At 41.3% G+C, this 23,531-nt stretch carries 22 protein-coding genes and 2 pseudogenes; 16 read left to right on the top strand and 8 right to left on the bottom strand.

Annotated features, from left to right (window positions below; translation table 11 throughout):
• From V7K35_RS26650 to pip, 11 genes and pseudogenes are all read left to right on the top strand, one after another.
• Positions 1-272: pseudogene (locus tag V7K35_RS26650) on the top strand (hypothetical protein); the annotation flags it as partial.
• 3 nt (positions 273-275) lie between these two features.
• The gene (kdpB, locus tag V7K35_RS26645; protein WP_335083170.1) at positions 276-2,417 is read left to right on the top strand and encodes a potassium-transporting ATPase subunit KdpB; all 2,142 of its coding nucleotides are present in this window, start codon (positions 276-278) and stop codon (positions 2,415-2,417) included.
• Between the two features lie 6 nt (positions 2,418-2,423).
• Entirely contained in the window at positions 2,424-2,693 is a 270-nt protein-coding gene (locus tag V7K35_RS26640) for a potassium-transporting ATPase subunit F (RefSeq protein WP_334726084.1), read from the top strand.
• Positions 2,693-3,331, top strand: coding sequence for a K(+)-transporting ATPase subunit C (gene kdpC, locus V7K35_RS26635; RefSeq protein WP_335083168.1), 639 nt, complete (start codon positions 2,693-2,695; stop codon positions 3,329-3,331). Before V7K35_RS26640 ends, kdpC begins: the two co-directional genes overlap by 1 nt.
• Positions 3,332-3,980: 649 nt before the next feature.
• Positions 3,981-4,316, top strand: coding sequence for a hypothetical protein (locus V7K35_RS26630; protein WP_335083166.1), 336 nt, complete (start codon positions 3,981-3,983; stop codon positions 4,314-4,316).
• Between the two features lie 78 nt (positions 4,317-4,394).
• The gene (locus tag V7K35_RS26625; RefSeq protein WP_442939767.1) at positions 4,395-4,547 is read left to right on the top strand and encodes a potassium-transporting ATPase subunit KdpA; all 153 of its coding nucleotides are present in this window, start codon (positions 4,395-4,397) and stop codon (positions 4,545-4,547) included.
• 39 nt (positions 4,548-4,586) lie between these two features.
• On the top strand, positions 4,587-6,047 hold the full coding sequence (locus V7K35_RS26620; RefSeq protein ID WP_335083164.1) for a hypothetical protein: 1,461 nt from the start codon (positions 4,587-4,589) through the stop codon (positions 6,045-6,047).
• Between the two features lie 286 nt (positions 6,048-6,333).
• Positions 6,334-8,106, top strand: coding sequence for an iron uptake porin (locus tag V7K35_RS26615; protein WP_335083162.1), 1,773 nt, complete (start codon positions 6,334-6,336; stop codon positions 8,104-8,106).
• A gap of 956 nt (positions 8,107-9,062) precedes the next feature.
• Entirely contained in the window at positions 9,063-9,425 is a 363-nt protein-coding gene (locus tag V7K35_RS26610) for a hypothetical protein (RefSeq protein ID WP_335083160.1), read from the top strand.
• A gap of 173 nt (positions 9,426-9,598) precedes the next feature.
• Entirely contained in the window at positions 9,599-9,763 is a 165-nt protein-coding gene (locus V7K35_RS29850) for a tetratricopeptide repeat protein (RefSeq protein WP_442939770.1), read from the top strand.
• 90 nt (positions 9,764-9,853) lie between these two features.
• Positions 9,854-10,801 carry a prolyl aminopeptidase gene (pip, locus tag V7K35_RS26605; RefSeq protein WP_335083158.1) on the top strand — a complete coding sequence of 316 codons (948 nt, stop codon included), beginning with the start codon at positions 9,854-9,856 and terminating at the stop codon, positions 10,799-10,801.
• A gap of 148 nt (positions 10,802-10,949) precedes the next feature.
• Here the strand turns inward: pip and V7K35_RS26600 are convergent, their stop codons facing one another.
• The 7 genes and pseudogenes from V7K35_RS26600 to V7K35_RS26570 all read right to left on the bottom strand — a co-directional run bounded on the left by V7K35_RS26600 (position 10,950) and on the right by V7K35_RS26570 (position 16,658).
• Positions 10,950-11,354: a VOC family protein gene (locus V7K35_RS26600; RefSeq protein WP_334796313.1), complete on the bottom strand. Its 405-nt coding sequence runs from the start codon at positions 11,352-11,354 to the stop codon at positions 10,950-10,952.
• 18 nt (positions 11,355-11,372) lie between these two features.
• Positions 11,373-11,666 (bottom strand): annotated as a pseudogene (gene miaE / locus V7K35_RS26595) (tRNA isopentenyl-2-thiomethyl-A-37 hydroxylase MiaE); the annotation flags it as partial.
• Positions 11,667-12,004: 338 nt separating this feature from the next.
• Positions 12,005-12,127, bottom strand: a complete 123-nt coding sequence (miaE, locus tag V7K35_RS29845) for a tRNA isopentenyl-2-thiomethyl-A-37 hydroxylase MiaE (protein ID WP_442939769.1) — start codon at positions 12,125-12,127, stop codon at positions 12,005-12,007.
• A gap of 603 nt (positions 12,128-12,730) precedes the next feature.
• Positions 12,731-13,354, bottom strand: coding sequence for a chemotaxis protein CheB (locus V7K35_RS26585; protein ID WP_335083156.1), 624 nt, complete (start codon positions 13,352-13,354; stop codon positions 12,731-12,733).
• Between the two features lie 258 nt (positions 13,355-13,612).
• Positions 13,613-14,518 (bottom strand): polyphosphate kinase 2 family protein, encoded by a 906-nt coding sequence (locus V7K35_RS26580; protein WP_335083154.1) that lies wholly within the window; start codon positions 14,516-14,518, stop codon positions 13,613-13,615.
• Between the two features lie 302 nt (positions 14,519-14,820).
• The gene (locus V7K35_RS26575; protein ID WP_335083152.1) at positions 14,821-15,297 is read right to left on the bottom strand and encodes a hypothetical protein; all 477 of its coding nucleotides are present in this window, start codon (positions 15,295-15,297) and stop codon (positions 14,821-14,823) included.
• A gap of 80 nt (positions 15,298-15,377) precedes the next feature.
• Complete coding sequence (locus V7K35_RS26570) at positions 15,378-16,658, bottom strand: proton extrusion protein PcxA (protein ID WP_335083150.1); 1,281 nt, start codon at positions 16,656-16,658, stop codon at positions 15,378-15,380.
• Positions 16,659-17,409: 751 nt separating this feature from the next.
• On the opposite strand from V7K35_RS26570, the gene V7K35_RS26565 reads away from it, so the two are divergent.
• The 3 genes from V7K35_RS26565 to V7K35_RS26555 all read left to right on the top strand — a co-directional run bounded on the left by V7K35_RS26565 (position 17,410) and on the right by V7K35_RS26555 (position 19,561).
• A complete protein-coding gene (locus V7K35_RS26565; RefSeq protein ID WP_335083148.1) occupies positions 17,410-18,597 on the top strand; it encodes a glycosyltransferase in 1,188 nt (395 codons plus the stop codon).
• An 81-nt stretch (positions 18,598-18,678) separates the two neighbouring features.
• A complete protein-coding gene (locus tag V7K35_RS26560) occupies positions 18,679-19,245 on the top strand; it encodes a Uma2 family endonuclease (RefSeq protein ID WP_335083146.1) in 567 nt (188 codons plus the stop codon).
• Between the two features lie 88 nt (positions 19,246-19,333).
• Complete coding sequence (locus V7K35_RS26555; RefSeq protein ID WP_335083144.1) at positions 19,334-19,561, top strand: hypothetical protein; 228 nt, start codon at positions 19,334-19,336, stop codon at positions 19,559-19,561.
• Positions 19,562-19,645: 84 nt separating this feature from the next.
• Here the strand turns inward: V7K35_RS26555 and V7K35_RS26550 are convergent, their stop codons facing one another.
• Positions 19,646-20,812, bottom strand: a complete 1,167-nt coding sequence (locus tag V7K35_RS26550; RefSeq protein WP_335083142.1) for a pyridoxal phosphate-dependent aminotransferase — start codon at positions 20,810-20,812, stop codon at positions 19,646-19,648.
• 164 nt (positions 20,813-20,976) lie between these two features.
• Here V7K35_RS26550 and V7K35_RS26545 point away from each other — a divergent pair, with 164 nt between their 5' ends.
• Positions 20,977-21,645: a ribonuclease T2 family protein gene (locus tag V7K35_RS26545; protein ID WP_335083140.1), complete on the top strand. Its 669-nt coding sequence runs from the start codon at positions 20,977-20,979 to the stop codon at positions 21,643-21,645.
• A gap of 402 nt (positions 21,646-22,047) precedes the next feature.
• Complete coding sequence (locus V7K35_RS26540) at positions 22,048-23,508, top strand: inorganic phosphate transporter (protein WP_335083138.1); 1,461 nt, start codon at positions 22,048-22,050, stop codon at positions 23,506-23,508.
• Positions 23,509-23,531 lie beyond the last annotated feature (23 nt).

Raw genomic sequence — 23,531 nt, 5'->3', positions numbered from 1 at the left:
ACTCCGTCAATCAACCTTTTAACTCCGTCAATCAACCTTTTAACTCCGTCAATCAACCTTTTAACTCCGTCAATCAACCTTTTAACTCCGTCAATCAACCTTTTAACTCCGTCAATTCACCTTTTAACTCCGTCAATTCACCTTTTAACTCCGTCAATCAACCTTTTAACTCCGTCAATTCACCTTTTAACTCCGTCAATTCACCTTTTAACTCCGTCAATTCACCTTTTAACTCCGTTCATCCACTTCAAAGACTTATGCTCAAAATTTAATGTATGCCAATTACTACTGATTCTCCCTCCCCCCTTATTCCATCTGGAACTCGTGACTCGCGCAAGCACACACCCAAGACAGATATGCGGGGGCTTTACCAGAGAGCAATTCGTGAGTCATTTGTCAAGCTCGATCCTCGAATTACTGTCAGAAATCCAGTTATGTTTGTTGTTTGGGTAGGGACAATTGTCACCTTCCTTGTTACCCTTAACCCAAATTTATTTGGTACAATCCAGGCGGATATCAATCAACAACGCTTGTTAAACGGGTTAATTACCTTCATTCTCTTTTTTACACTCGTTTTTGCCAACTTTGCCGAAGCCGTAGCTGAAGGACGCGGTAAAGCACAGGCTGATTCACTGCGCTCGACGCGATCGGATACGATCGCTAACAAAATCCTCCCCGATGGTTCTATACAACAAGTCAATTCTACAGAACTGCGACGGGGCGATTTGGTTAAGGTAATTGCAAATAATATGATTCCCGCCGACGGGGATGTAATTAAAGGCATTGGCTCAGTGGATGAGTCTGCAATTACTGGAGAATCTGCGCCCGTACTCAAGCAACCAGGTACAGATATTGCAAGTTCCGTGACAGGAGGTACACGCCTGCTCTCAGATGAGTTGACAATTCGCATTAGTGCTGACCCTGGTCAAGGCTTTATTGATCGGATGATTTCCCTGGTAGAAGGAGCAGAACGCAGCAAGACTCCCAACGAAATTGCTTTAACGGTATTGTTGGCAGTACTAACACAGGTTTTCTTGATTGTGGTGGCGACTATGCCTCCATTCGTTGGCTACATCGCCAGCTTTGTCAGCACGGCCTTTGGCGTTGAAGCAGGAAACAGCTTACGGGCGGGTGCTAGCGTTGCTATTCTAATCTCGCTACTGGTAGCTTTGATTCCTACAACTATCGGTGGTTTGCTCAGTGCGATCGGCATCGCTGGGATGGATAGGGTTGCCCAGTTTAACGTCATCGCTACCTCTGGTCGAGCCGTAGAAGCTTGCGGCGACATCAACACCTTAGTGCTAGATAAAACAGGCACTATTACCTTGGGTAATCGGATGGCTGATGAGTTTATTCCTCTGGATAATCACTCAGTAGAAGATATGGCGCGAGTCTCCCTAGCTGCTAGCTTATTTGACGATACGCCAGAAGGCAAGTCAATCGTGATATTGGCAGAGAAGTCCCAGGTTGCAGTAGACTTTAATATCGACAAAGCCGAAGGTGTGGAATTTTCAGCGAAAACCCGGATGAGTGGCACGAATCTACCTGATGGTAAACAAATTCGCAAAGGAGCGGTGGAGGCGATTAACGGATTTGTGCGTTCTCGTGGCGGCTACGTTCCTGATGATGTAGATGCAGCTTATGAGCAAGTTTCCCGATTAGGCGGTACACCCTTAGCTGTTTGCCAAGATGACAAGATTTATGGTGTCATCTACCTTAAAGATATTGTCAAACCTGGTCTGCGGGAACGGTTTGACCAACTCCGCCGCATGGGTGTTCGCACTGTTATGCTCACAGGTGACAACCGAATTACCGCTTCGGTAATTGCCGAAGAAGCTGGGGTGGATGATTTCATTGCCGAAGCGACTCCAGAAGACAAAATTGAGGTGATTCGCTCCGAACAATCTCAGGGTAAACTGGTGGCAATGACCGGGGATGGTACTAACGATGCACCCGCCCTAGCTCAAGCAAACGTGGGTGTGGCGATGAACTCTGGGACGCAAGCTGCCAAAGAAGCTGCTAACATGGTGGACTTAGACTCAGACCCCACAAAGTTGATTGACTTAGTAACCATAGGTAAACAGTTGCTAATTACCCGTGGTGCATTGACAACATTCTCCATCGCAAACGATATTGCCAAGTATTTTGCGATCATTCCCACTATCTTTGCAGCTGCTGGAATCGGCGCACTTAATATTATGGGATTAAAGAGTGCCCAATCTGCGATCGTCTCGGCGCTGATTTACAATGCCTTGATTATTCCGGCACTAATTCCGCTAGCACTCAAAGGGGTAAAGTTTTTACCTTTAACAGCAGATCAACTCCTACGCCGCAACATCTTCATCTATGGACTTGGCGGCATTATTGCTCCCTTCATCGCCATCAAACTGATAGATATTATTCTGCCGTTGTCTTAATTAACTATGAAACCTTCTCATATTCGACGCACTATCCCTGTATCCCAAGTATTAGAAGAAATAACTGAAATTTGGTGTCAATGGCGTAAACAAAAGCTGCCACTGTATTTGTTCTTGGCGATGTGTTTCAACCTAGTGGTTGCACCTTTGGTTTATGCAGCTACTGGCGAACAACTTTCCCGCAGTCAATCTTGGGGATTGGGACTGTTAGGACTGGTGACATTAGGGCTTTCCATCTACCTATTTTTTGTAATGTTTGTACCGGAGAAATTCTAATGAGTTTTGCACGTGAAGCTAGCAGAGCTGTTCGTTCTACCCTGGTACTCTGGGTTATTGGGGCGATTATTTATCCTTTTGCGATGATTACCATTGGGCAGATTGTGTTTCCCTTTCAAGCAAACGGTAGTCTACTGAAAAATAGTACAGGTGAAGTTGTCGGTTCTGCCTTGATTGGTCAACCTTTTAGTAGCGATCACTATTTTAACAGCCGTCCCAGTACCACCAGCTACAGCACAGCCGACCCCAAAAAAGACGATGCGGGAGTTTTGAAAACTGGGGTTTCCGGCGCTAGTAATTTGGCTCCCAGTAATCCTGCATTGCTGGAACGCATCAAAGGTAAAGATGACCCCGATCCCAGTAAAAAGATTGAAGGTGACTTCAATCGTCTAAAAAAAGCGGGTGTACAGCCGACTGGCGATCTAGTCTACACCTCTGGTTCCAGCCTTGACCCTCAGATTACCCCCGAAGCTGCGATCGCGCAAATTGCACGAGTAGCTAAGGCGCGAGGATTTCAGCCGAACCAACTAGAAACTTTGATTTCTCAAAATACAGATAGTCGCTTTCTCGGCATCTTTGGTGAGCCTGGAGTTAATGTTTTGAAGTTGAATTTAGCTCTGGATAAAATCAAGAGATAAAGGCATGAAAAGTAGTTAAAACTATTTACTATCAAATTTAATTTCAAACCTTAGATATCCGACTTATTTAAATAAGTCGGATATCTTGTTATTTCAGATCGGCAGTTTGTTTCCTTATCTATATTTTTCAGAAATCATTTAGGATTGCTATTTATAGCAATAGCTAAGGTGGTTAGGACATTAACACCTGATAAAACTTATACCAATTTAATGTGAAGCCGCACTAAATGAGTAACTCTCTATTCTTGGCGCTCTTGGCGTACTTGGCGGTTCGTTTAATATTCTGTGCATCTTCATACAGAATTGGTATTAGATACAAAAAGGCTTTTTACCCAATCCCTAGCTATATACAAAATACATCTCTAAATATATGCCATTTTAACTATTAAATAAACATATCTTTTATTTGTTCCGGTATATATCAGATGGGTTAAAAATATATCAAACATGACTTTAATTTTGTTTAAAGTATTGCACAATATTATTAGAGTTAACTAAAAAGACTCTGTGTTCAAAAACAAAAGAGCTTAATAGCCAAGCTTATTTGGTATTTTAATCTAAGCAAAGAGTATTTAGCGCTTTGAATATGCATACTTCGGAGTTTTTGAGACTTTATCTCTTCGCCCAAAAAAGTGTTAATCAGTCCACCTTGATTGAAGCTAAACCGACTGAAGCAACACATCATGACACAAAACCACAGGAGGGAGATATTCCATTTGTAGCAGTGTTTTTGGCTCACCTTTGCTTCATAGTTGTTTGGGGAATTGTCGTTTATATTGTTTCATACGTTTGCAAAGCAATCGAAGATCCCCCAGAAAATGTGGTGCAAGATAAAGACGAAATAGTAAGCATCAAACATTTACAGCAACATTCTTGTAAAAACTGCCGATTTTTTGACAATAACCATTATCTAAACTGTGCAGTACACCCGACCACTGCTCTTACTAAACAAGCACTCAATTGCTCTGATTACAAACCTAAATAGGTGAGTTTTTCGCTACGCTTATGGGGACTTTAGACTTGATTGCTGAAGTCAATCTAAAATCTAAAATCTTTTCATTGTGTGACCTATGAGTTTTTGGGACGAAAAATCAAGAAACGGGAAATTACCCTAGTAAGTGTAATTATTCTAATCCACCCGCTATTGATTTTGTTACCAAGTCGTATTACTCTAGCTTTTTTTAACCAACTTGCAGGCAACTTAAACAGAGTTTAAAGTTTGGAAACTTCATTTTAAAACACTAAACATTTTTTTATGAAACAAAAAGAGACTGTATTTGTTATTCCGACTCATCGACTCAGAGATGTAGCACAGACCATCGAAAAGTATGATGAGAATTTCTGGGCAAATGGTCATGCTTTAAAAATTATCATTTTTGATGATTCCAGCATTGTCAATCATGAGAAATATTACCCACTTTTAGAGCAGACTAAAACTGTCAATGACGTATTTTATGTCGGCCCCCAACAGAAAGAGCAATTTATTACATTTTTAAATGAAAGACTACGTGATAAGAAGCTAGAGTCACTAGTCAAAAACTTATTCCGACCTAGTTATGGAGGAAATCGCAACTTCACACTAATGTATACCCTTGGTCATTTAATGGTTAGTGCAGATGACGATATGCGACCAGATGCATTAATTGAAACTAGCCCAGAATCTTTATCAGGTGATGAAATATGTCGAGGTAAATTAATCAAGTCTAGCCAACAAGGCGGATTTGTCCATAAATCTTTTGATTTACTCACGGCTTTTGGTGATGTTCTAGGTCAAAAAGCCAGCAATGTACCGGAAAACTTTGAGGCTGGAGAATTGGTTGTGGATACAGCAATGAACTTAGAAACTAACACAACAAAGGGTTACTTTCGGGAAAACAGCCTTTTATTACAACAGGGAAGAGTATTGAATAATGCTATCGTTAAGATTGCTCAGACTTTTCGCACCGGAACTAACGATATCGATACACTTGATTTCATTCATATGTATCTTAATGATGAAAACCAAATAAGTCCAAATGACCTGAATGATTTTTATATTCTCACTAATTTTAGACCTGTTATTACTAACAAAAATTGGAGAATGGATTGTGGAGTTGCTGGATATGATAATCAGCTAGGTTTGCCACCTTTTTTCCCAACTCGCCTCAGATTTGAAGATTATATCTACAGGCTTTGGATACAGCGAGAGGGCATTGTAGCTGCACATGTTGATGCTGTCCAAAACCACATTAGAAATAATTACATGCGTAATCCTCTAGCTAGTGAACTCTTTAATGAAGAAATATGCAGCCTCTTGAAAAAGAAGATTAAGAGCAGTGTTTATCATCTTGATGACCTGGGAATCAAGTTTGATTACTCTGGTGAGGTTACGTTGCAAGACTCTGAGGAAATCTTGGAAAAAATCTCTGCTATCCACAGCCAAGTAATCAAAGCTTCAATGTCTACCCAAAATGAAGAACGGAAGCAGTCCCTCCAGTTGTTTGCTGAGAATTTATCGAGAGTATTTTATGGGTTTGAACCCGACTTTTTTCAGCAAAACGTTTCCAGAATTATTGATGATGTCATTAGCCAATTTCACGGTTCTTTAGAAATATGGCCAACTCTAGTGGAAATCTGTTACTTTTACAAAGATAAAAAGGATTTACCACAAATTAGAGTCAAAAACAAGAAGGTAAAGTCCAGAAATGGCACAAAATCTAGCGAAATCCCAGCTTAACAATTCACGCCTTCATGCATTAAAGACATTTTCAGATGGGAATTTAAATCCCGACGAAAACCAAGCGGAGTCGGAGCCACGGGGTCTTAAACCCTTTAATTCACAATAAACGTTCTATTTTGCAAACAAGTCATTTGTAATACTTTACAATTTTTTGTAAACATTCTGTCAGTTATAGCTTAGTTCACGGCAATCTGATAAGATTTCCAACAAGTAGAATAACTGCTTGTTCTCTTTTTCTTGAAGCCAGTGATTTAGGGTCTTTTTTGGGAAAGGAAAATAAAAAATGTCTCATTTATTGTGGAAAACTCTGGTACTAAGTCCAGTAGTTTTGGGAGTGACGGTGTTGGTTTGTGCTAGGGCTATGGCTGCTGAAGTAGCAAGCTATTCTGAAGATATAAAGGCAAAAGTTACTCAGACAGAAGCACCAATAGCTTCTACTGCTTCAATATTCATTCAAACAGAGCAACCAAAAGTTAATCAGCAGTTGGTTGCCCAAAAGACTGATGATAATAATGTTTTAGAAGAGGTTAACCGTTATAGCAGCGAAGGCAAGAACCAGAATTCACTGTCTCAGGTCACATCAGTTTCTCAATTTTCTGATGTACAGCCAACTGACTGGGCGTTCCAAGCTTTGCAATCTCTGGTTGAACGCTACGGTTGTATTGCTGGATACCCAAATAGCACTTACCGTGGTAACCGGGCATTAACCCGTTATGAGTTTGCCGCAGGTTTGAATGCTTGTCTAGATCGAGTTAATGAACTGATTGCGACAGCAACTGGTAACTTGGTGTCAAAACAAGATTTGGCGACCCTCCAGCGTTTGCAAGAGGAATTCTCGGCAGAATTAGCAACTCTGCGTGGTCGAGTAGATGCTGTAGAAGCACGGACTGCTGAACTAGAAGCTAATCAGTTTTCAACTACCACAAAATTGGTGGGTGAAGCGATTTTTGCCGTTAATGATATTTTTGGCGGTAACACTGGCGATGCTAACAATACTGTTTTCCAAGATAGGGTACGTTTAGACTTGCAAACCAGTTTCACTGGTAAAGATATTTTACACACCCGTCTTGCAGCCGGTAATGCACTAGCCTTTAATCAAGTGGATAATGCTGGTCTTCCTATTGATACTGCTGAAGGCACACAAACTTTTCAAATCGGCAGCACTGGTAATAACGGTGTGATTATAGACTGGCTAGCGTATTACGTACCCATAGGCCCAGTCCAAGCTTACTTTGCGGGCACCGGAGGTATTCATAGCGATTATGTTGCCACTAATAACCCTTACTTTGAAGATTATGATGGCGGTAATGGTGCTTTGTCTACCTTTGCTACTGAAAGTGCCATCTATCGCATTGGTGGTGGTGCCGGTGCAGCACTGACTTTACCCTTTGGTAAGGGTGGCAGTTTTTTCAAACCAAGTTCACTGACTATAGGCTACTTGGCGTCAAATGCTAATAGTCCTGGGCCAAATCTAGGTTTGTTGGAGGGTAACTATGCAGCTCTTGGACAGTTAAACTTTAGTGTTGGCGATCGCTTATCCATAGCTGCTACCTACGTTCACGGTTATCACGGTGCAGGTGGTAATTTATTTGATTTAGGTGGTGGTTTAGCTAGCACTAGCCGCGTCGTAGGCACTGCTCAAGCTAACACTCTAAGTACCTTAAACCCATCTTCCAGTAATTCCTATGGTTTGTCGGCAGCCTTCAGACCCAGCGACAAACTGTCAATTAGTGGCTTCATTTCTTATCACGATGTCACAGGCTTTGGTGCAAATGATGATTTTCAAGCTTGGAGCTACGGTCTTGGGGTAGCGTTGCCTGACTTTGGTAAAAAGGGTAACGTTTTAGGCATTTTTGCTGGTGCAGAACCTTATGCTTTTAACCGACCAGGTTTTGTTGGTAATGATATACCTTATCACTTTGAAGGCTTTTACAAGTATCGCGTGTCAGATAATGTCTCAATCACCCCTGGCGTGATCTGGTTGACCTCTCCTGGTCAAAACAGCGATAACGACGATGCGTTTATCGGTACGCTGAGAACAACTTTCACCTTCTAAAGGTTTACAGCAAAAGTATCAAGAATGCTGAATTCTGATGATTTAGCAAACTTTTTTGATTGTGCCATGATCATGCTTGACTCCAATTGTAGGGGTTAAATGAGAGGCGATCGCAGACTCTTGGGCGAGGGCGATCGCCTTTCTTATTTGAAAATATAGTGTTTTTTTATACTTCTTAATATATTTTTAAATGTTTTTACATAGAGTTTTATGAAGAATTAGTGTAAATTTGTGTGCGATGTCTCTTGACTCGCCGATGCAGCGTCTACGCTTTGTATCAGTTCAATTCTTGCGTTTGCTTTTGTGTTGAATAAAAGCAAGTTTGCTAAGTTCCTATATTAGACTTCTTGCATGAATCAAAAGCCCTCACCCTAAATCCCTCTCCCAAGCTTGGGAGAGGGACTTTGAATTTGGCTCCCCTTCTTCCAATTTTGGGAAAAGGGGTTGGGAGATGTAGCAAGATTCCCCAGGGTGGGCGAATTTTGCATTCGGGCAGTCGTTTATTGAATTCGGGCAATCGTTTATTGAATTCGGGCAGTCGTTTATTGAATTCGGGCAGTCGTTTATTGAATTCGGGCAGTCGTTTATTGAATTCGGGCAGTCGTTTATTGAATTCGGGCAGTTGTTTATTGATAGGACTTACGCACACTCTACGAATTCTCGGCGCTCTTGGCACGGCAGTTGCTTCAAGTCGGCAGAGCCGCCCAACGCACTGCCTCGTCTTGGCGGTTCGATAAATTAAGCTTTTTGGCAATTTTTGCGTAAGTCCTAATTGAATTCGGGCAACCACCAAGAATTTACATAAAATTATTAAATAATTTTGTAATAAATAAATCAATTTATACTGAATTATGCGGGTGTCAAGTAACCCAAATTCTGTCTATCGTAGTTCTGTACAGTTCAGGATAGAACTCAGTTTTTGTCCTGGCGCATTATTAATAACAGGAAAGTGATTTATGTCACGTCCAAAACGCGGGTCTAAAGTACTTGATAGAGCACAGCGTCGGATTGCGGCTTTGAAATCGATCAGTGCCACCTTAGACTTAGGCAATGGGGTAACAATTGACTCCTTTGCAGTCGCCATTAAAACAACGCAAGACAAGTTAGAAGCATATAACTCAAGCCTTTCCACCGTGGATCTGACTCAAGGAACCTTAGAACTTGCCGAAAAGTTGTTGATGGAACTAACAGAACATATGTTAGTCAGTGTAGCTGCAAAGTATGGCAAGAATAGCGATGAGTACAAAATGGCAGGGGGCGTTCGTCGAAGCGATCGCAAGCGTCCGGTACGTCAGCCTAAACAAGGGGCTGTTGCTTGATAAATCTGGGTTTTACCCCACCCTAACCCTCCCCGTATGTATTGGGGAGGGAACTGGATTTCCTGTTTCCCTTCTTGGGGTTTCTTTGCAATATTCGCACAAGGAAACTTGGATTGGGGAGGGTGGATTTCCTGTTTCCCCCCTTTATAAGGCGGGATTAAGGGGGGTATGCGCTGGCAAATTTTGAACGTTACGAGGAAGCTGTTGCATCTTTCGACAAAGCATTGAAAATTAAACCAGAGAAGCATGAAGCTTTGGTTAACAAAGGAAATGTACTCGTTAAGTTAAAGCGAGATAAAGAAGCCACGAATTTTATAATCGCGCTCTTAACTATATAGATCCTCTTTGGTGTAATATGATCACGCCAACGATCTGACAACTCAGGGTTTAGCGATCGCAATCACAAGATTACTGATAAAATATTCAAAATGCGAGAACTTTACCCAGCGATCGAGCCTTACTTAGAAGGTAATTTACAGGTTTCTGACCTTCATACTATTCATTTTGAAGAGTCAGGTAACCCGCAAGGTCAACCCATCGTTTTGCTGCATGGGGGGCCTGGTGGTGGATGTCCACCTTTTTATCGGCAATATTTCCACCCAGAAAAATGGCGGTTGGTGATGTTTGACCAGCGCGGTTGTGGTCAAAGTACTCCCCATGCCGAATTACGAGAAAACACTACTTGGGATTTAGTCAGTGATATCGAAAAACTGCGCCAACATTTAGGTATAGAAAAGTGGGCGGTTTTCGGTGGTAGTTGGGGTAGCACTTTATCATTAGCCTACAGTCAAACCCATCCTTCTCGCTGCACGGGGTTAATTCTCCGTGGTATCTTCATGTTGAGACAAAAAGAGTTGCAATGGTTCTACCAAGAGGGTGCTAGTTATATTTTTCCTGATGCTTGGGAAGAATATCTTAAACCGATTCCCATAGATGAACGTGATCATCTGATCGCAGCATATTACAAGCAGTTGACCAGTCCAGATTTAGAAATTCAATTAGCAGCAGCGCGTGCTTGGTCAATTTGGGAAGCTAGTACCAGTAGACTTTTCTTAGACCCAGAACTTATGCAAAAGTTTGGCGAGAATGAATTTGCTTCAGCTTTCGCACGTATTGAATGCCATTATTTCATGAATAAGGGATTTTTGGAAACAGAAGATCAATTACTTTTAAATGTAGACCGCATCCGCCATATTCCGGCTGTAATTGTTCAGGGACGCTATGATGTAGTCTGCCCAATGATATCAGCTTGGGAATTACATCGCGCTTGGCCAGAAGCAGAATTTATAGTTGTTCCTGATGCTGGGCATTCGATGAGTGAAGCAGGAATTTGTAGTGCCTTGATTGAAGCAACAGATAATATTGAGTTCTGTTGAATATTTAGCTTGGGGGATGGGTAAATCCGTCAAAGGGAATCTAAAATTTGTCGGGCGGATCGGAAAGTCCGCTTTTTGTTACGAGCGGGCTTTTTAGCCCACCCCACAAGATTGGATAATTTATTTCTTGGAAATCCCTAAAATTCAGTTAACTGACAATTCCTAGATTGTTGTAAATTTCGATGAGATTGCCATCAGGATCGCGAAAATGAGCTGTGCGGATTCCCCAGCTTGGGCGATCTTGTGGTTGAGTTACAATTATCGCATTCTGATCTTTTACTTGTTTATAGACTTCATCCACATTATCAACTGCGAAAATCAAGACAATTTTATCTCGACTCGCAACGTATGAAGGCTGTTCGATTCTTGGGACTACTTCAGCCATTAATTCTTTTTTGAACAAACCCAGCTTGAGATATCCAGTATTAAACTCAGCATATCCGCTATCTTCATCGCCCCAATCGACATCAAATTTCAGCAGATCCCGGTAGAACAGAAAAGAATCTTTGTAGTTGGAGACAAGCAGTCTCAGGTGTGTTAGCTGAAGCTTCATATCTGTTGGGTTAGTCTACTAACTGTGAATTCTAGGTTCTGGGTGCAAAGTCGCCAACAACTCACTTTCGACAATTGCTAATTCATCAAGCCGTTGCATGACAATTTCTTTGTCCAAGTAAGTAGCAGCTAAAACCCAATATATACCGTAGTGATGCGCTTCGGATACCATTAACCCCAGATAAAATTTTGCTAATTCTGGCTTTGGATAATGAGTAGCTAATAGTCCCAGGCGTTCGTGAGAGCGAGCTTAAATTAAACCAGTGACTAGCAAGGAATCCAGAAATCGCTCAGGTTCTTTAGAGGTTGTTTGAAAAGTGGTTAACTGTGATTTTAATTGCGTTGTTACCCCCCTTAGTCCCCCCTTTATAAGGGGGGAAACAAGAAAAATCCGGTTCCCTCCCCTTATAAAGGGGGGAAACAAGAAAAATCCGGTTCCCTCCCCTTATAAAGGGGGGAAACAAGAAAAATCCGGTTCCCTCCCCAATATATCGGGGAGGGTTAGGGAGGGGTAAAAAATATTTTATACATCATTATGGACTTTTCAAACATCCTCTTAGGGCGGACAGTAGCTTTTGAAACGCCATAGGGAGGAGACAGGGGAATATTCCGGCGTTCAAACTATTGGTTAACTAGCTCAAAGTGTTCTAGTTATTTGCAGGCGATCGCAGTTAGTTGCCGAACCATTTTAATATAGGAAAAGTAGCGAAACATCAAGTTCAAGGCTACGCTTGCTGCTTTAGGTTCACAGTGGGAGTGGTCGAGTAAGATGATGTCTAAGTTAGTGAACGCTTAGTTCAACTCAGGCAGAACTAGGGGCTAGTACCGCAAGGCGGAAGTCAAAAGTCACTCATTCAAAAGTATTACGGAATAAGCTCTTTAGAGTTTTTAAATGGTTGCTCTATTTACGCCGTGTTGTACTATTTCAACATATCTTTTCTGCCCCCCTGGTTACTAAGCGCAGTCGTAAAGCCTGCGGCATAGCTACGCTTAAGGCACAGTAGACCTCTTGCAAAAATCCTTGAATCACCCCTCCCCAACCCTCCCCGATATATTGGGGAGGGGGCAAGATTTAAAGTTTCCCCCCTTTATAAGGGGGGATTAAGGGGGGTCTATTCGACTTATGCAAGAGGTCTAGTCTCTAGTAAAGAAGTATGCCCCTGTACCGAATGGCACTAAGAAAAGCCGAAAGGCTTGTGTAACCTCGTTCTCAGTCTGAAGACTGGGAACGAGTTTCAAGAGGCTCTGCCTCTGGTCAAGAAAGAGGAGGCGGAGCCTCCCGAAATAGTTTCCCATCCTTCAGGCTGGGAACGAGACAAAACAAGACTTTGGACTTATCTTAGTGCCATTCGCCCCTGTGCCCCTCTGCTTCTGAGCTTAATTACATTCTTCCATAACCAAAGTCATTAAGGTGGAGGAAATTTCATTCAGGGGGAGAATAAAATCTGCGTTGCCACTTTGAATCACAGCCGAGGGCATCCCGGAAAATTTAGCGGTTTTTATGTCTTGGACAATGACAGTACCGCCCATTTTTTTGATTGCCTTTACCCCAATGGTGCCATCACTACCCGTTCCAGTTAGCACAAGGGCGATCGCTCTATTTTTGTAAATGGCTGCAACCGATTCAAATAACAAGTCAGCCGAAGGACGTAAAAAACGTACCGATTCCGACTGTGATAAGGAAAGCGTGCCGTCACCGTTAACTAACAAGTGATGATCGGGTGCAGCCATGTAAGCCGTTCCTGGGGTAAGGATATCTCCCTCCTCTGCCTGCTTGACGCTAATAGCCGTATGCCGACTGAGAATTTCTGCCATCAGCGACGGATGTTGCGGAGGAAGGTGTTGCACAATGGCGATCGCAGCTGTAAATTCTGCTGGTAAAGTTGATAGCACTTCAATTAAAGCAGTCACACCGCCTGCTGAGGCTGCGATCGCCACAATATCAAAAGCGGTATTAGTATGAAGTGGATGATTGTTGGCATTTTCCGCCATTTGAATCATGATTTTCAGGCTGTTATTACCAAGCAAACTTATTAGTTACAGAGACAATTAAGAAATATATAAGTGCTTATAGCAATTCTTAATTGCGTGAAATACAGACCTAACCCCCAGCCCCTTCCCTACTAGCGTTGGGGAGTAAGCTTCAAAGCCTCTCTCCTAAAAGGAGAGAGGAATGGAAGTGAGGTCAAAATGTATTGTGTACAGACGAGAAGCGCTATATTGTCAAGTAAAATAATCATACTATAATATTTTTAAATTTTACTTTTTTCCCCCTTTATCTTTTACGTTCATCGGTTCATCTTCTTGCTCTAGAATGCGTTTTGCTTCTAAAAGCTGCTGCCTATGTTCCTCACTCACTGTTGGGTATTGCAGATTTAGTTCTTGTAATTTTGTGCAGATAATATTAGCGACTATCAGGCGGGTAAACCATTTGCGATCGGCAGGAATAATATACCACGGAGCCGATTTTGTACTAGTGTGGTTGAAAACTTCTTCGTAAGCATTCATATAATCATCCCAAAAAACTCGTTCTCGGACATCGCTATCTGAAAACTTCCAATTTTTTTCAGGAGACTCAATCCGTTCTAAAAAACGTTTTTTCTGCTCGGATTTAGAAACATTGAGAAAGAATTTCAGGATAATTACACCATTGTCTACCAAATATTTTTCCAACCCATTAATTTGTTCAAAGCGTTGTTTCCATATCTTATTTCCTTCAGGAAAGTAAGGAAGTTGTTGCTTTTTCAAGATTTCTGGATGGACGCGAGCTATTAGCACTTCTTCATAGTATGAACGGTTAAATATCCCAATTCGACCTCTTTCTGGCAAAGCCTTAGTTGTTCGCCACAGGTAGTCATGGTCTAATTCTTCCGCACTGGGACTCTTAAAACTAAACACCTGAAATCCTTGCGGGTTAACACCAGATGTCACATGTTTAATTGTGCTATCTTTGCCAGCAGCATCCATTGCCTGAAAAATAATCAAGAAGGCATAAGTGTTTTGAGCGTAGAGAATATTTTGGTAATTTGCTATTCGTTCAATATCTGCCTGTAATTTGATTGCAGCATCAGCTTTTTGATTAAAATCAGTTTTATAAGCTGGGTCATAGTTTTTTTTCAAAGAAATCTTTGAACCTGGTGGAACAATGAAGGCATCGTAATTCATATATAATAAAATTTACTGACAGCTACTTATACCCAAGCATATTATGAAGTACTAATTTCTAACAATTATTATTTCTTAATTAAAGAAAAATTTTAATTTAAAAGAGTTTTAGCTTAAGTTGACACCAATGAGTATTGCTGACTTTTCACGGTATCTGGAAAACCTCACTTCTATTTCTCTCTTCCTTTAAGGAGAGAGACTTTGAATTTTCCCCCTTCCCGTGTCGGGAAGGGGGTTAGGGGGTTAGGTTTTTCGTGGGCTTTTCCACATAACGTGAAAAGTAAGATGAGTATTGCTGTTTTTCATTTTCGCCGCTTTGGCATAGGGCGCATCGCTTCACGTCCCAACATAAACATCCCTGTAACACCCAAACTAACAAACCAAACATATTGATACCAATATCGCTGAATCTGTTCAACCGTTCTGAGTTCTGGACGCAAGGTGTTTAAGTACAGCAGCAGCACTAATATCATCAGCGCCCCAAAACCAACAAAGCTTAAGCCAACATGAATTCGTGCAAGTCGCAGTTCAAAATCACTAATACTGTCTAGGTCAATTTCTGCCAGTTCCTTAAAGGAGTCATCTGCCAAAGATGAGATTGCTTGGAATCTATTGCTTAGTTTTAGTGGCAAAATCGGCGACAGTGTTGCTACGGTTGGGCGACGTAGCAAAGCCTCGGTATCTCGCAACAATTCCAATGGCTTACGGGTAGTAGCTGATTGAGGAAACTCTATGTTATCTGTGGGAGTTGGGGCATTGGTTTTGCTTTCAAAATCCATAGTACGCTTTGGAAGAACCAGGATATACATAGCCTAGCGAATCATAAGACAAATGCATCAAAATAATTATAAATTATGAATTACTCGTCCATTTCTTTTAATGTAGCTAATGCCGACGGAGATAAGCGACTCAGATAGCGGAATATCCAGTATTTAAAGATAGTGTTTAAAATCACTGGAAATGTAGCAATAAAGAAAAATATTACATTTCTACTGGCTGGCAAACCTAAATGTTCTGCCGATCCTTCAAGAAGAACTTCCCACCCATCTGGTGAGTGAAATCCTACGAATATATCTGTAGACAAAATAATTAAAAAAGCTTTAGCACTATCGCTCAGACCATAGACAATGGTATCCATAAAAGACTTCACAATCATAATTTCTCTTTTGCTGAAAGCGATGATTAAACTAAAAGAAATTAATGATATTAAATCTGCAAAAACATTACTAATGGCGCTATTACTTTGAGTATGAGATTTTTCAGCTATTTCGATTGCTTTGTCTTTAACTTTTTCTGTTATTACCTCTGAAGAAAGTGGTGGCGCTTGATTAAGTAAATGTTCAAATTTCAATGCTTGCTCAAAATTATGTAATTCATGGAGAGCTTCTTTCTGTATATCAGAATTGAGGAAAGTTTGAATTTGATCTCCTCTAACCTTTTCTAATAAGGGAACTACTAAGAATTGCTTAGAAATATGCTGAGTTAAAAACGGTACAATAATTAAAATTAATAAAAACCTTAGAGCAGTTTTTGTCCGATTTCGAGAATTTCGGTAACTTCTAATAAATTCTTCTTCTGCCTGTGGGGAGAATCCGGCTTTAATTCTATTAACTGTATTGCCAAAAGACCTTGGAATTGCCCCAGTTGTTTTAGATGGAAGTAGGGTTTGAATATTATTGATATTAGATGAGTCTAGCTGTTCGTTGATTTCGCTCTGGTTAACTTGTAGTGGCTGAGAAGTTGATTCTAACTCGCTGTTGCTAATTAGTTCATCTTTGATAGAGTACTTCTCTACAACTTCATCAATAACCTTTAACTTTTCTAATAAAACAGAATTAGAAATATTGACAATTCCCCGACTAAGCCGGAACTCTGCAAGCCTGATTTTGATAATAGTTAAATTCTTCTCAAGGTATCCTTGCCAGTAAGACATCACATTCTCAGTATAATTTACTGATTCTGATGATATTCTTTTGTTACCAAAATGTTCGATTTCGATGTTTTTAATTCTCTGGGCTGCTTGTTGAGCTTCTAAGAGCGCCCTTTCTGGTGTATTGAAAAACCAATACTGAAGCGATCGCAAATATTCCTTGAGATTTTGGCGAAGTAACTTTGCTGTTTCGGTGAATGAATCTTTCATGATATATATGACTATTTATATAATCTGTATTATAGTTATACAAGCATCACAAAGGGATAATATTTAGTTTAAAAGATGATTAACTATTATCCAAGACATATAAGATAAATCTCCTATTTTGAGTGTACACCTATTAAAGGATTAGGTACAGGTAAGGGGTGATTTTATCTGATTTTAAATCAACCCGTATCGGCATCCACAGCAAAGACTTATCTACTCTCAATTTCATAAATCCAGGCGTGAAGGGTAAGTTGACCTCTGTAGAGTGTAGAGTAAATGAGGTATGTAGATAATGTGTCAATAATGTGGCACTGATGAGAATTAAACTTTACAGTTTGATATAGGAGGCTTTGTAGCGATTCACCCTGTTAAGATTTTTTAGGCTTATTTAGAAAAATTGTCAAAGAACTAAAATAGATATATCTTGAGTTAGTTTCAGTAAGCTTGTTTAACAACAGGACTTACGCACAGGTAATGGAAAATCGAACCGCCGAGGACGCAGGGAAGCCAGTGCGTTGGGCGGGTTCCCCGACTTAAAGCAACTGGCGCGACACGGAGGAATAAGAGTTTGAGAGGTTTTTTGCGTAAGTCCTAAACAAGTAAAGCTTGAGCATTTTGATGGCGAATAAAATATCCTTACCCTATCCTTCGTTAAAAACTCGCCAGATGATTATCTGATGCTATATCGGTGCAAAATAAAAGTTGGTGAATACAGCAAGCAAAAAATCTGAACCCAGAATTTATTGGCAATATGAAACTCAGTCTGTGCATGATTGTGAAAAACGAATCAGCAACACTACCTAAATGCCTGAACAGTGTCAGAAAAGTGGTGGATGAAATGGTAGTCTTGGATACGGGTTCAATTGATCGCACTCCCAATATTGCCCAACAACTCGGTGCAAAAGTCTATCATTTTAAATGGTGTAATGACTTCAGTGCTGCGCGTAATGCGGCTCTAAAATATGTCACTGGTGATTGGATTCTGGTATTAGATGCTGATGAAACTCTGACACCAGCAATTTTACCGCAATTGCGGGAGGTGATCGCAAGAGACGAATACCTGCTCATCAACCTTGTCCGCCACGAAGTTGGTGCAGAACAATCTCCCTATTCTCTAGTTTCCAGGCTATTCCGTAATCATCCAGATATTCGTTTTGACCGCCCTTACCATGCCTTAGTAGATGATAGTGTGTCAGCAATTTTAACTAAAGAACCCCATTGGCAAGTAGGTTATTTACCAGGAGTAGCACTTTTACACGTAGGATATCAAAAAAGTGCGATCGCTCAAAATAACAAATATGCCAAAGCAGCTACGGCGATGGAAGGGTTTCTCGCAACTCATCCTGATGATCCCTATGTTTGCAGTAAATTAGGGGCCTTGTATGTGCAAACTGGGAAAATTTCCCCAGGTATGGAGTTGCTTAGACGAGGAATCACCACTGCTGAAGAAAACTACGATATTTTATATGAACTCCACTATCATTTAGGCATTGCCTACAGTCGGTTGCAAAAATTCCCACAGGCTATTTATCACTATAAAGCTGCCATCAAATTGCCAATTTACCCTATGCTCAAATTAGGAGCATACAACAACTTGGGTAACTTACTCAAAGCAGCAGGTGATTTTGATGGTGCGAAAACTGCTTACGCCACAACTTTAAAAATTGACCCAACTTTTGTTATTGGACATTATAATTTAGCGATGATATTTAAGGCTTTGGGTTTATTTATAGATGCGATCGCATATTATCAAAATGCAATCGAGTTGAATCCCAACTATGCCGAAGCCTATCAAAATTTAGGGGTAGTGTTGCTCAAAGTTGGCAATCATCAAGATAGTTTAACAGCTTTTAGAAAAGCGATCGCCATTCATGAAAGGTATAATCCCCAAGAGGCCAAAAGACTACGCCAGGGGTTGCGGGAGATGGAGTTGATGTAAAACAGGGGGCATTGGGCATGGGGAAGGATAACAAATGACAAATGCCATTAGGATATTATTATCAATATTTCAGAGGTTCCTATGAGCCAAACCATTGATGAACGGGTACGTTGGACAAGCACAGACTTAGAGTTATTACCAGATAACGGTAATCGCTACGAAATTATCGATGGGGAATTATTTGTGACTGGGGCACCACATTGGGGACATCAAAAAGCTACTGGTAATATTTATGCAGAATTAAGAACTTGGTCACTCTCAACAGGTCTTGGTGAGGCTGTCCCAACACCAGGAATTATTTTTAGTGATGCAGATAACGTTATTCCCGATGTGGTTTGGGTAAGTAAAGAACGCCTCGCCATTTTACTTGATAATGAAGGACATTTAACGGGAGCGCCAGAACTGGTTGTAGAAGTACTTTCCCCTGGGACGCAGAACGAGCGACGAGACAGGGAAGTTAAGCTCAAATTATATGCCTCTAGAGGAGTTCAAGAATATTGGATTTTGAACTGGCAATTGCAACAAGTTGAAGTGTATCGCCGAGAAAAAGCAGTTCTGAAATTAGTAGCAACATTATTCTCAACAGATGACCTCTCTTCACCTCTGTTACCAAATTTTCTTTGCAGCGTGGCGCGGTTGTTTGTGTAAATGCGTGGAACTTCAAGCTTGGTTCTCGAAAGTTCCAGTTTGGAAGATGAAACTTCAGCTTCGCAAGCTGAAATTTTAGTCTCAGAAAATGGAACTTCAGCTTCAAAACTCGGAACTTCAGCTTCAGAACTCGGAACTTCAGCTTCAGAACTCGGAACTTCAACTTCAGAACTCGGAACTTCAACTTCAGAACTCGGAACTTCAGCTTCAGAACTCGGAACTTCAACTTCAGAACTCGGAACTTCAACTTCAGAACTCGGAACTTCAAGCTTGGAACTCGGAACTTCAAGCTTGGAACTCGGAACTTCAGGTTTAAAAATGAACTCCACCCGTTCTGAGTCGAAAAGGTGGAGTTAATAAGTTGGAGAGTTGGTAAATTGTCCTCACAAATGACAACTAACTAAATACGCGACTTGACAAATTTCTCTAATCTATCCATTCCCTTTTCAATCGTCGCCATATCTGTGGCGTAGGAAAGGCGAATGTTGTCATCAGCGCCAAAAGCAATTCCGGGAATGACTGCAACTTGATGCTTTTCCAACAAGGCGTCACAAAATTCTAGGGATTTTAGACCGATTTTGCTGATATCAGGGAACAGATAAAAAGCGCCATCTGGTGAGACGGTACTCAATCCGGGAATGGCGTTGAGTCTGTCTAACATTACCTGTCGCCGTTTGGCGAAGGCTTGGCGCATTTCTTCGACACAATCTTGATGACTTTCCAAAGCTGCGATCGCACCATATTGGGCAAAGGTACACACGTTAGATGTACTATGCCCTTGGATGGTACTCGCTGCTTTAATAATCTCTACTGGCCCCGCTAAATAGCCGATACGCCACCCAGTCATGGAATAAGCCTTCGCAAACCCATTACTGATCAAAGTGCGGTCAAAAATTTCCTTCCCTAGAGAACCGATGCTAATATGTTCTGCACCGTCGTAGAGAATCTTTTCGTAAATCTCATCAGAGACGACAAAGATATCTGCATCAACTACTACCTGCGCCAGTGCTTTGATTTCATCTGGCGTGTAAACCATCCCTGTGGGATTGGATGGGGAGTTGAGGATAAATAACTTCGTCTTCGGCGTGATTGCTTTACGGAGTTGTTCGGGAGTAATTTTATAACCCGTCGTGGCATCTGTGGGCACAATCACTGAGACTCCACCGACTAAAGTCACCATTTCGGGATAACTTAGCCAGTAGGGCGCAGGGATAATTACCTCATCACCTGGATCGATTAGCGCCACTATTAAGTTGTACAAAGAATGCTTACCGCCATTGGTGACGATGACATTCTCTGATTTGTAATCAAGACGGTTATCAGTTTTAAGCTTACGGGCGATCGCTTCCCTTAACTTTGGTTCTCCAGCTGCTGCACCGTACTTGGTTTTGCCTTCTTCCAAAGCTTTGACTGCTGCGGCTTTAATATGCGCTGGGGTATCAAAATCTGGTTCTCCAGCGCTAAAACTACAAACATCTATTCCTTCTACCTTCAGTGCCTTAGCCTTGGCTGCGATCGCTAAGGTTAATGAAGGTGTTACCTGACTTACTCTTGCTGCCAGCTTCATTCTTACTATTTTTGGCAAATCTTTCACTTATCTAAGGATATCCCAGAATCCCTACCAAGATTTGCTTTTCTGAATTCGTTGGGGACTGGGGAAGAATTTCTGACCCTTGACTATTAACAATGTACTGTATATAACTTTAATTTTACAGGAACCTAACTGTTTATATGCAGATTAAGAAACTTTTTGTCACATTTTCTCTGTTAATTACTAGTCTTTTTATACCGAATGCTGCCATTGCTCAAAATCGTGGTACTCCCGGTAAATTTGATTTTTATGTACTGACACTCTCTTGGTCGCCGGATTATTGTGCGACAAATGGTAATCGTGACCAGCAGCAGTGCGGTTCTGGAAGGAAACTTGGTTTTGTACTACATGGTTTGTGGCCACAATACCAAACTGGTTATCCCGCTAATTGTTCCACGCAAAAATTACCTTTGCAAGTAAAGCAGCAGTTTCCCAATTTGTTTCCTAGCACTAAACTTGCCGATCATGAATGGGAAAAACATGGTACTTGTTCTGGGAAAACTCCCGCAGAATACTTCGCATTTAGTAAACAATTAAAAGATGCGATCGCTATTCCCGCAGCTTATAATCGTCCTGCGAAACCTTTGCGTACCACAATTACAAATTTTAAAAATTCCTTTGTGAATGCGAATAATCAAATTAATGCTGATGGTATAGCACCGTTTTGTTCTGGTTCGGGAAGATTTTTGCAAGAAGTCTTCTTTTGTTATTCCAAAAATGGTGAAGCTGGTATTTGTAGTGCGGAGATTTTGAAGCGATCGCAAAAAAGTTGTGGTCAACCAGATTTCTTATTGAGAAACGTTAGATAACAATGGGGCATGGGGTATTGGGCACTTGTACTGAGCGTAGGCGTTGGCGCAGCCTCTCGCAGAGAAGTAGCCTCTCGTAGAGAAAGTATTGGTTATTCTCCTCTGCTGCCCCACTCCCCACAACTATGATTTGGAGTTACTTAATTTATTCTTTACTATTACTTATTTATTTCTTAACTTATCTATTTTAATCTTCAAATGTAATTAGAACCCATTCTTAATTTCGAGATAGTAGACGCAATCATAGAATATATCTAGGAAAAAGTTGTATTTATAACTATAAATTTTTAGGTAGTTCTCTGAATTGCAATAAACCCAGGTTTTTTCCTAGTTTTAATAGTTTTTTTATCACACAACTTGTTTTAGTCAGACTGCATTCTTGTCTTTTATTGGGAGTGCTAAATGGAATATTTATTTCTAGCTTTGGCGTTGGGTCTAGCACTCAGCTTTGAATTTGTCAATGGTTTTCATGATACTGCAAATGCAGTTGCTACAGTCATTTATACTAATACTCTGAAGCCAAACATCGCCGTCGTCTGGTCAGGCTGTTGGAACCTAATTGGTGTGCTGACATCATCTGGAGCCGTTGCTTTTGGCATTATTGCCCTGCTTCCTGTTGAGTTGGTACTCAATGTTGGCTCAAGTGCAGGCTTTGCAATGGTCTTTGCACTTTTGATTTCGGCGATCATGTGGAACTTGGGAACCTGGTACTTGGGCTTACCTGCATCCAGTTCACATACGCTGATTGGCTCAATCATGGGTGTTGGTTTAGCAAATTCAATGTTGTCTAAGGGTCATGTCTTTGGCGAGGGCGTGAATTGGGCAAAGACGCAGGAAGTTTTTACGTCTCTGTTGGTTTCGCCAATTATTGGATTCACCTGCGCCGCACTGCTGTTACTGCTGGCGAAGATACTGATCAAACGACCAGAGTTGTACCGTGCGCCAGATCACGGTAAAGCACCACCGCCTTGGATACGTGGTTTGTTAATCTTGACATGTACTGGTGTGAGCTTTGCCCACGGTTCAAATGATGGTCAAAAAGGTATGGGTCTGATCATGCTCATCTTAGTGGGCATTCTTCCAGGTATATTTGCACTGAATATAAATACTAATGCAGGAGCGATCGCTCAGTTGGCTACTACGTCCAACTCTGTGATTCCAGTGCTGCAACAACAAGGAAGAGGAACATTCTTAAACAGCCAAAGCATCACAGATGAGCTTTCCAACTTCCTCAAACCAACTAGCGAAGCTAACGACAAAACATTCGCAGCCCTTGCTGCCAAAAGTCGGACAATTGGAGACAAGCTTGCTGGTAAGACTAGTTTTAAGCAGCTTTCAAGCGATGAGCTAAGTTCATTACGAACCGATATGTATTTAGTCGCTGGAACAATTGGGAAACTAGACCACCAGAAAAAATTAACTGATGTCAAACAAGAAGAGGTGCTTAACAGCTATAAGACGCAGTTGGATAAAGTAACCAAGTTTATTCCTAATTGGGTAAAATTTGCCGTTGCTATTGCACTGGGTCTTGGCACAATGATTGGTTGGAAGCGCATCGTGGTAACAGTGGGTGAAAAGATTGGCAAAGACCACCTTACTTACGCTCAAGGAGCTTCCGCCGAGCTAGTAGCTATGACAACTATTGGTGCTGCGGATTACTTCGGTCTGCCAGTCAGTACCACTCACGTCCTTTCATCTGGTGTCGCGGGGACAATGGCGGCGAACCATTCTGGCTTGCAAATGGACACCTTGAGAAATCTCCTGCTAGCCTGGGTTCTGACACTGCCAGTTTGCGTACTGCTTGGTTCTGCCACATATGCAGGGGGCTTGTACATAGTCTTGAATATTCTGGGTTTGAAGTAAGACAATGGGGCATAGGGCATTGG

This window comes from Nostoc sp. (assembly GCF_036917275.1).
In the GTDB taxonomy this organism is placed as follows: Bacteria; Cyanobacteriota; Cyanobacteriia; order Cyanobacteriales; family Nostocaceae; genus Nostoc.
This window is presented reverse-complemented; position numbering and strand designations above follow the sequence as displayed.

Bases quoted from the DNA above. Each gene is read 5' to 3' on its own strand.
- kdpB (WP_335083170.1), top strand. From the start codon at position 276: ATGCCAATTACTACTGATTCTCCCTCCCCCCTTATTCCATCTGGAACT.
- V7K35_RS26640 (WP_334726084.1), top strand. From the start codon at position 2,424: ATGAAACCTTCTCATATTCGACGCACTATCCCTGTATCCCAAGTATTA.
- kdpC (WP_335083168.1), top strand. From the start codon at position 2,693: ATGAGTTTTGCACGTGAAGCTAGCAGAGCTGTTCGTTCTACCCTGGTA.
- V7K35_RS26620 (WP_335083164.1), top strand. From the start codon at position 4,587: ATGAAACAAAAAGAGACTGTATTTGTTATTCCGACTCATCGACTCAGA.
- V7K35_RS26615 (WP_335083162.1), top strand. From the start codon at position 6,334: ATGTCTCATTTATTGTGGAAAACTCTGGTACTAAGTCCAGTAGTTTTG.
- V7K35_RS26610 (WP_335083160.1), top strand. From the start codon at position 9,063: ATGTCACGTCCAAAACGCGGGTCTAAAGTACTTGATAGAGCACAGCGT.
- pip (WP_335083158.1), top strand. From the start codon at position 9,854: ATGCGAGAACTTTACCCAGCGATCGAGCCTTACTTAGAAGGTAATTTA.
- V7K35_RS26600 (WP_334796313.1), bottom strand. From the start codon at position 11,354: ATGAAGCTTCAGCTAACACACCTGAGACTGCTTGTCTCCAACTACAAA.
- V7K35_RS26585 (WP_335083156.1), bottom strand. From the start codon at position 13,354: ATGATTCAAATGGCGGAAAATGCCAACAATCATCCACTTCATACTAAT.
- V7K35_RS26580 (WP_335083154.1), bottom strand. From the start codon at position 14,518: ATGAATTACGATGCCTTCATTGTTCCACCAGGTTCAAAGATTTCTTTG.
- V7K35_RS26575 (WP_335083152.1), bottom strand. From the start codon at position 15,297: ATGGATTTTGAAAGCAAAACCAATGCCCCAACTCCCACAGATAACATA.
- V7K35_RS26570 (WP_335083150.1), bottom strand. From the start codon at position 16,658: ATGAAAGATTCATTCACCGAAACAGCAAAGTTACTTCGCCAAAATCTC.
- V7K35_RS26565 (WP_335083148.1), top strand. From the start codon at position 17,410: ATGAAACTCAGTCTGTGCATGATTGTGAAAAACGAATCAGCAACACTA.
- V7K35_RS26560 (WP_335083146.1), top strand. From the start codon at position 18,679: ATGAGCCAAACCATTGATGAACGGGTACGTTGGACAAGCACAGACTTA.
- V7K35_RS26555 (WP_335083144.1), top strand. From the start codon at position 19,334: ATGGAACTTCAGCTTCAAAACTCGGAACTTCAGCTTCAGAACTCGGAA.
- V7K35_RS26550 (WP_335083142.1), bottom strand. From the start codon at position 20,812: ATGAAGCTGGCAGCAAGAGTAAGTCAGGTAACACCTTCATTAACCTTA.
- V7K35_RS26545 (WP_335083140.1), top strand. From the start codon at position 20,977: ATGCAGATTAAGAAACTTTTTGTCACATTTTCTCTGTTAATTACTAGT.
- V7K35_RS26540 (WP_335083138.1), top strand. From the start codon at position 22,048: ATGGAATATTTATTTCTAGCTTTGGCGTTGGGTCTAGCACTCAGCTTT.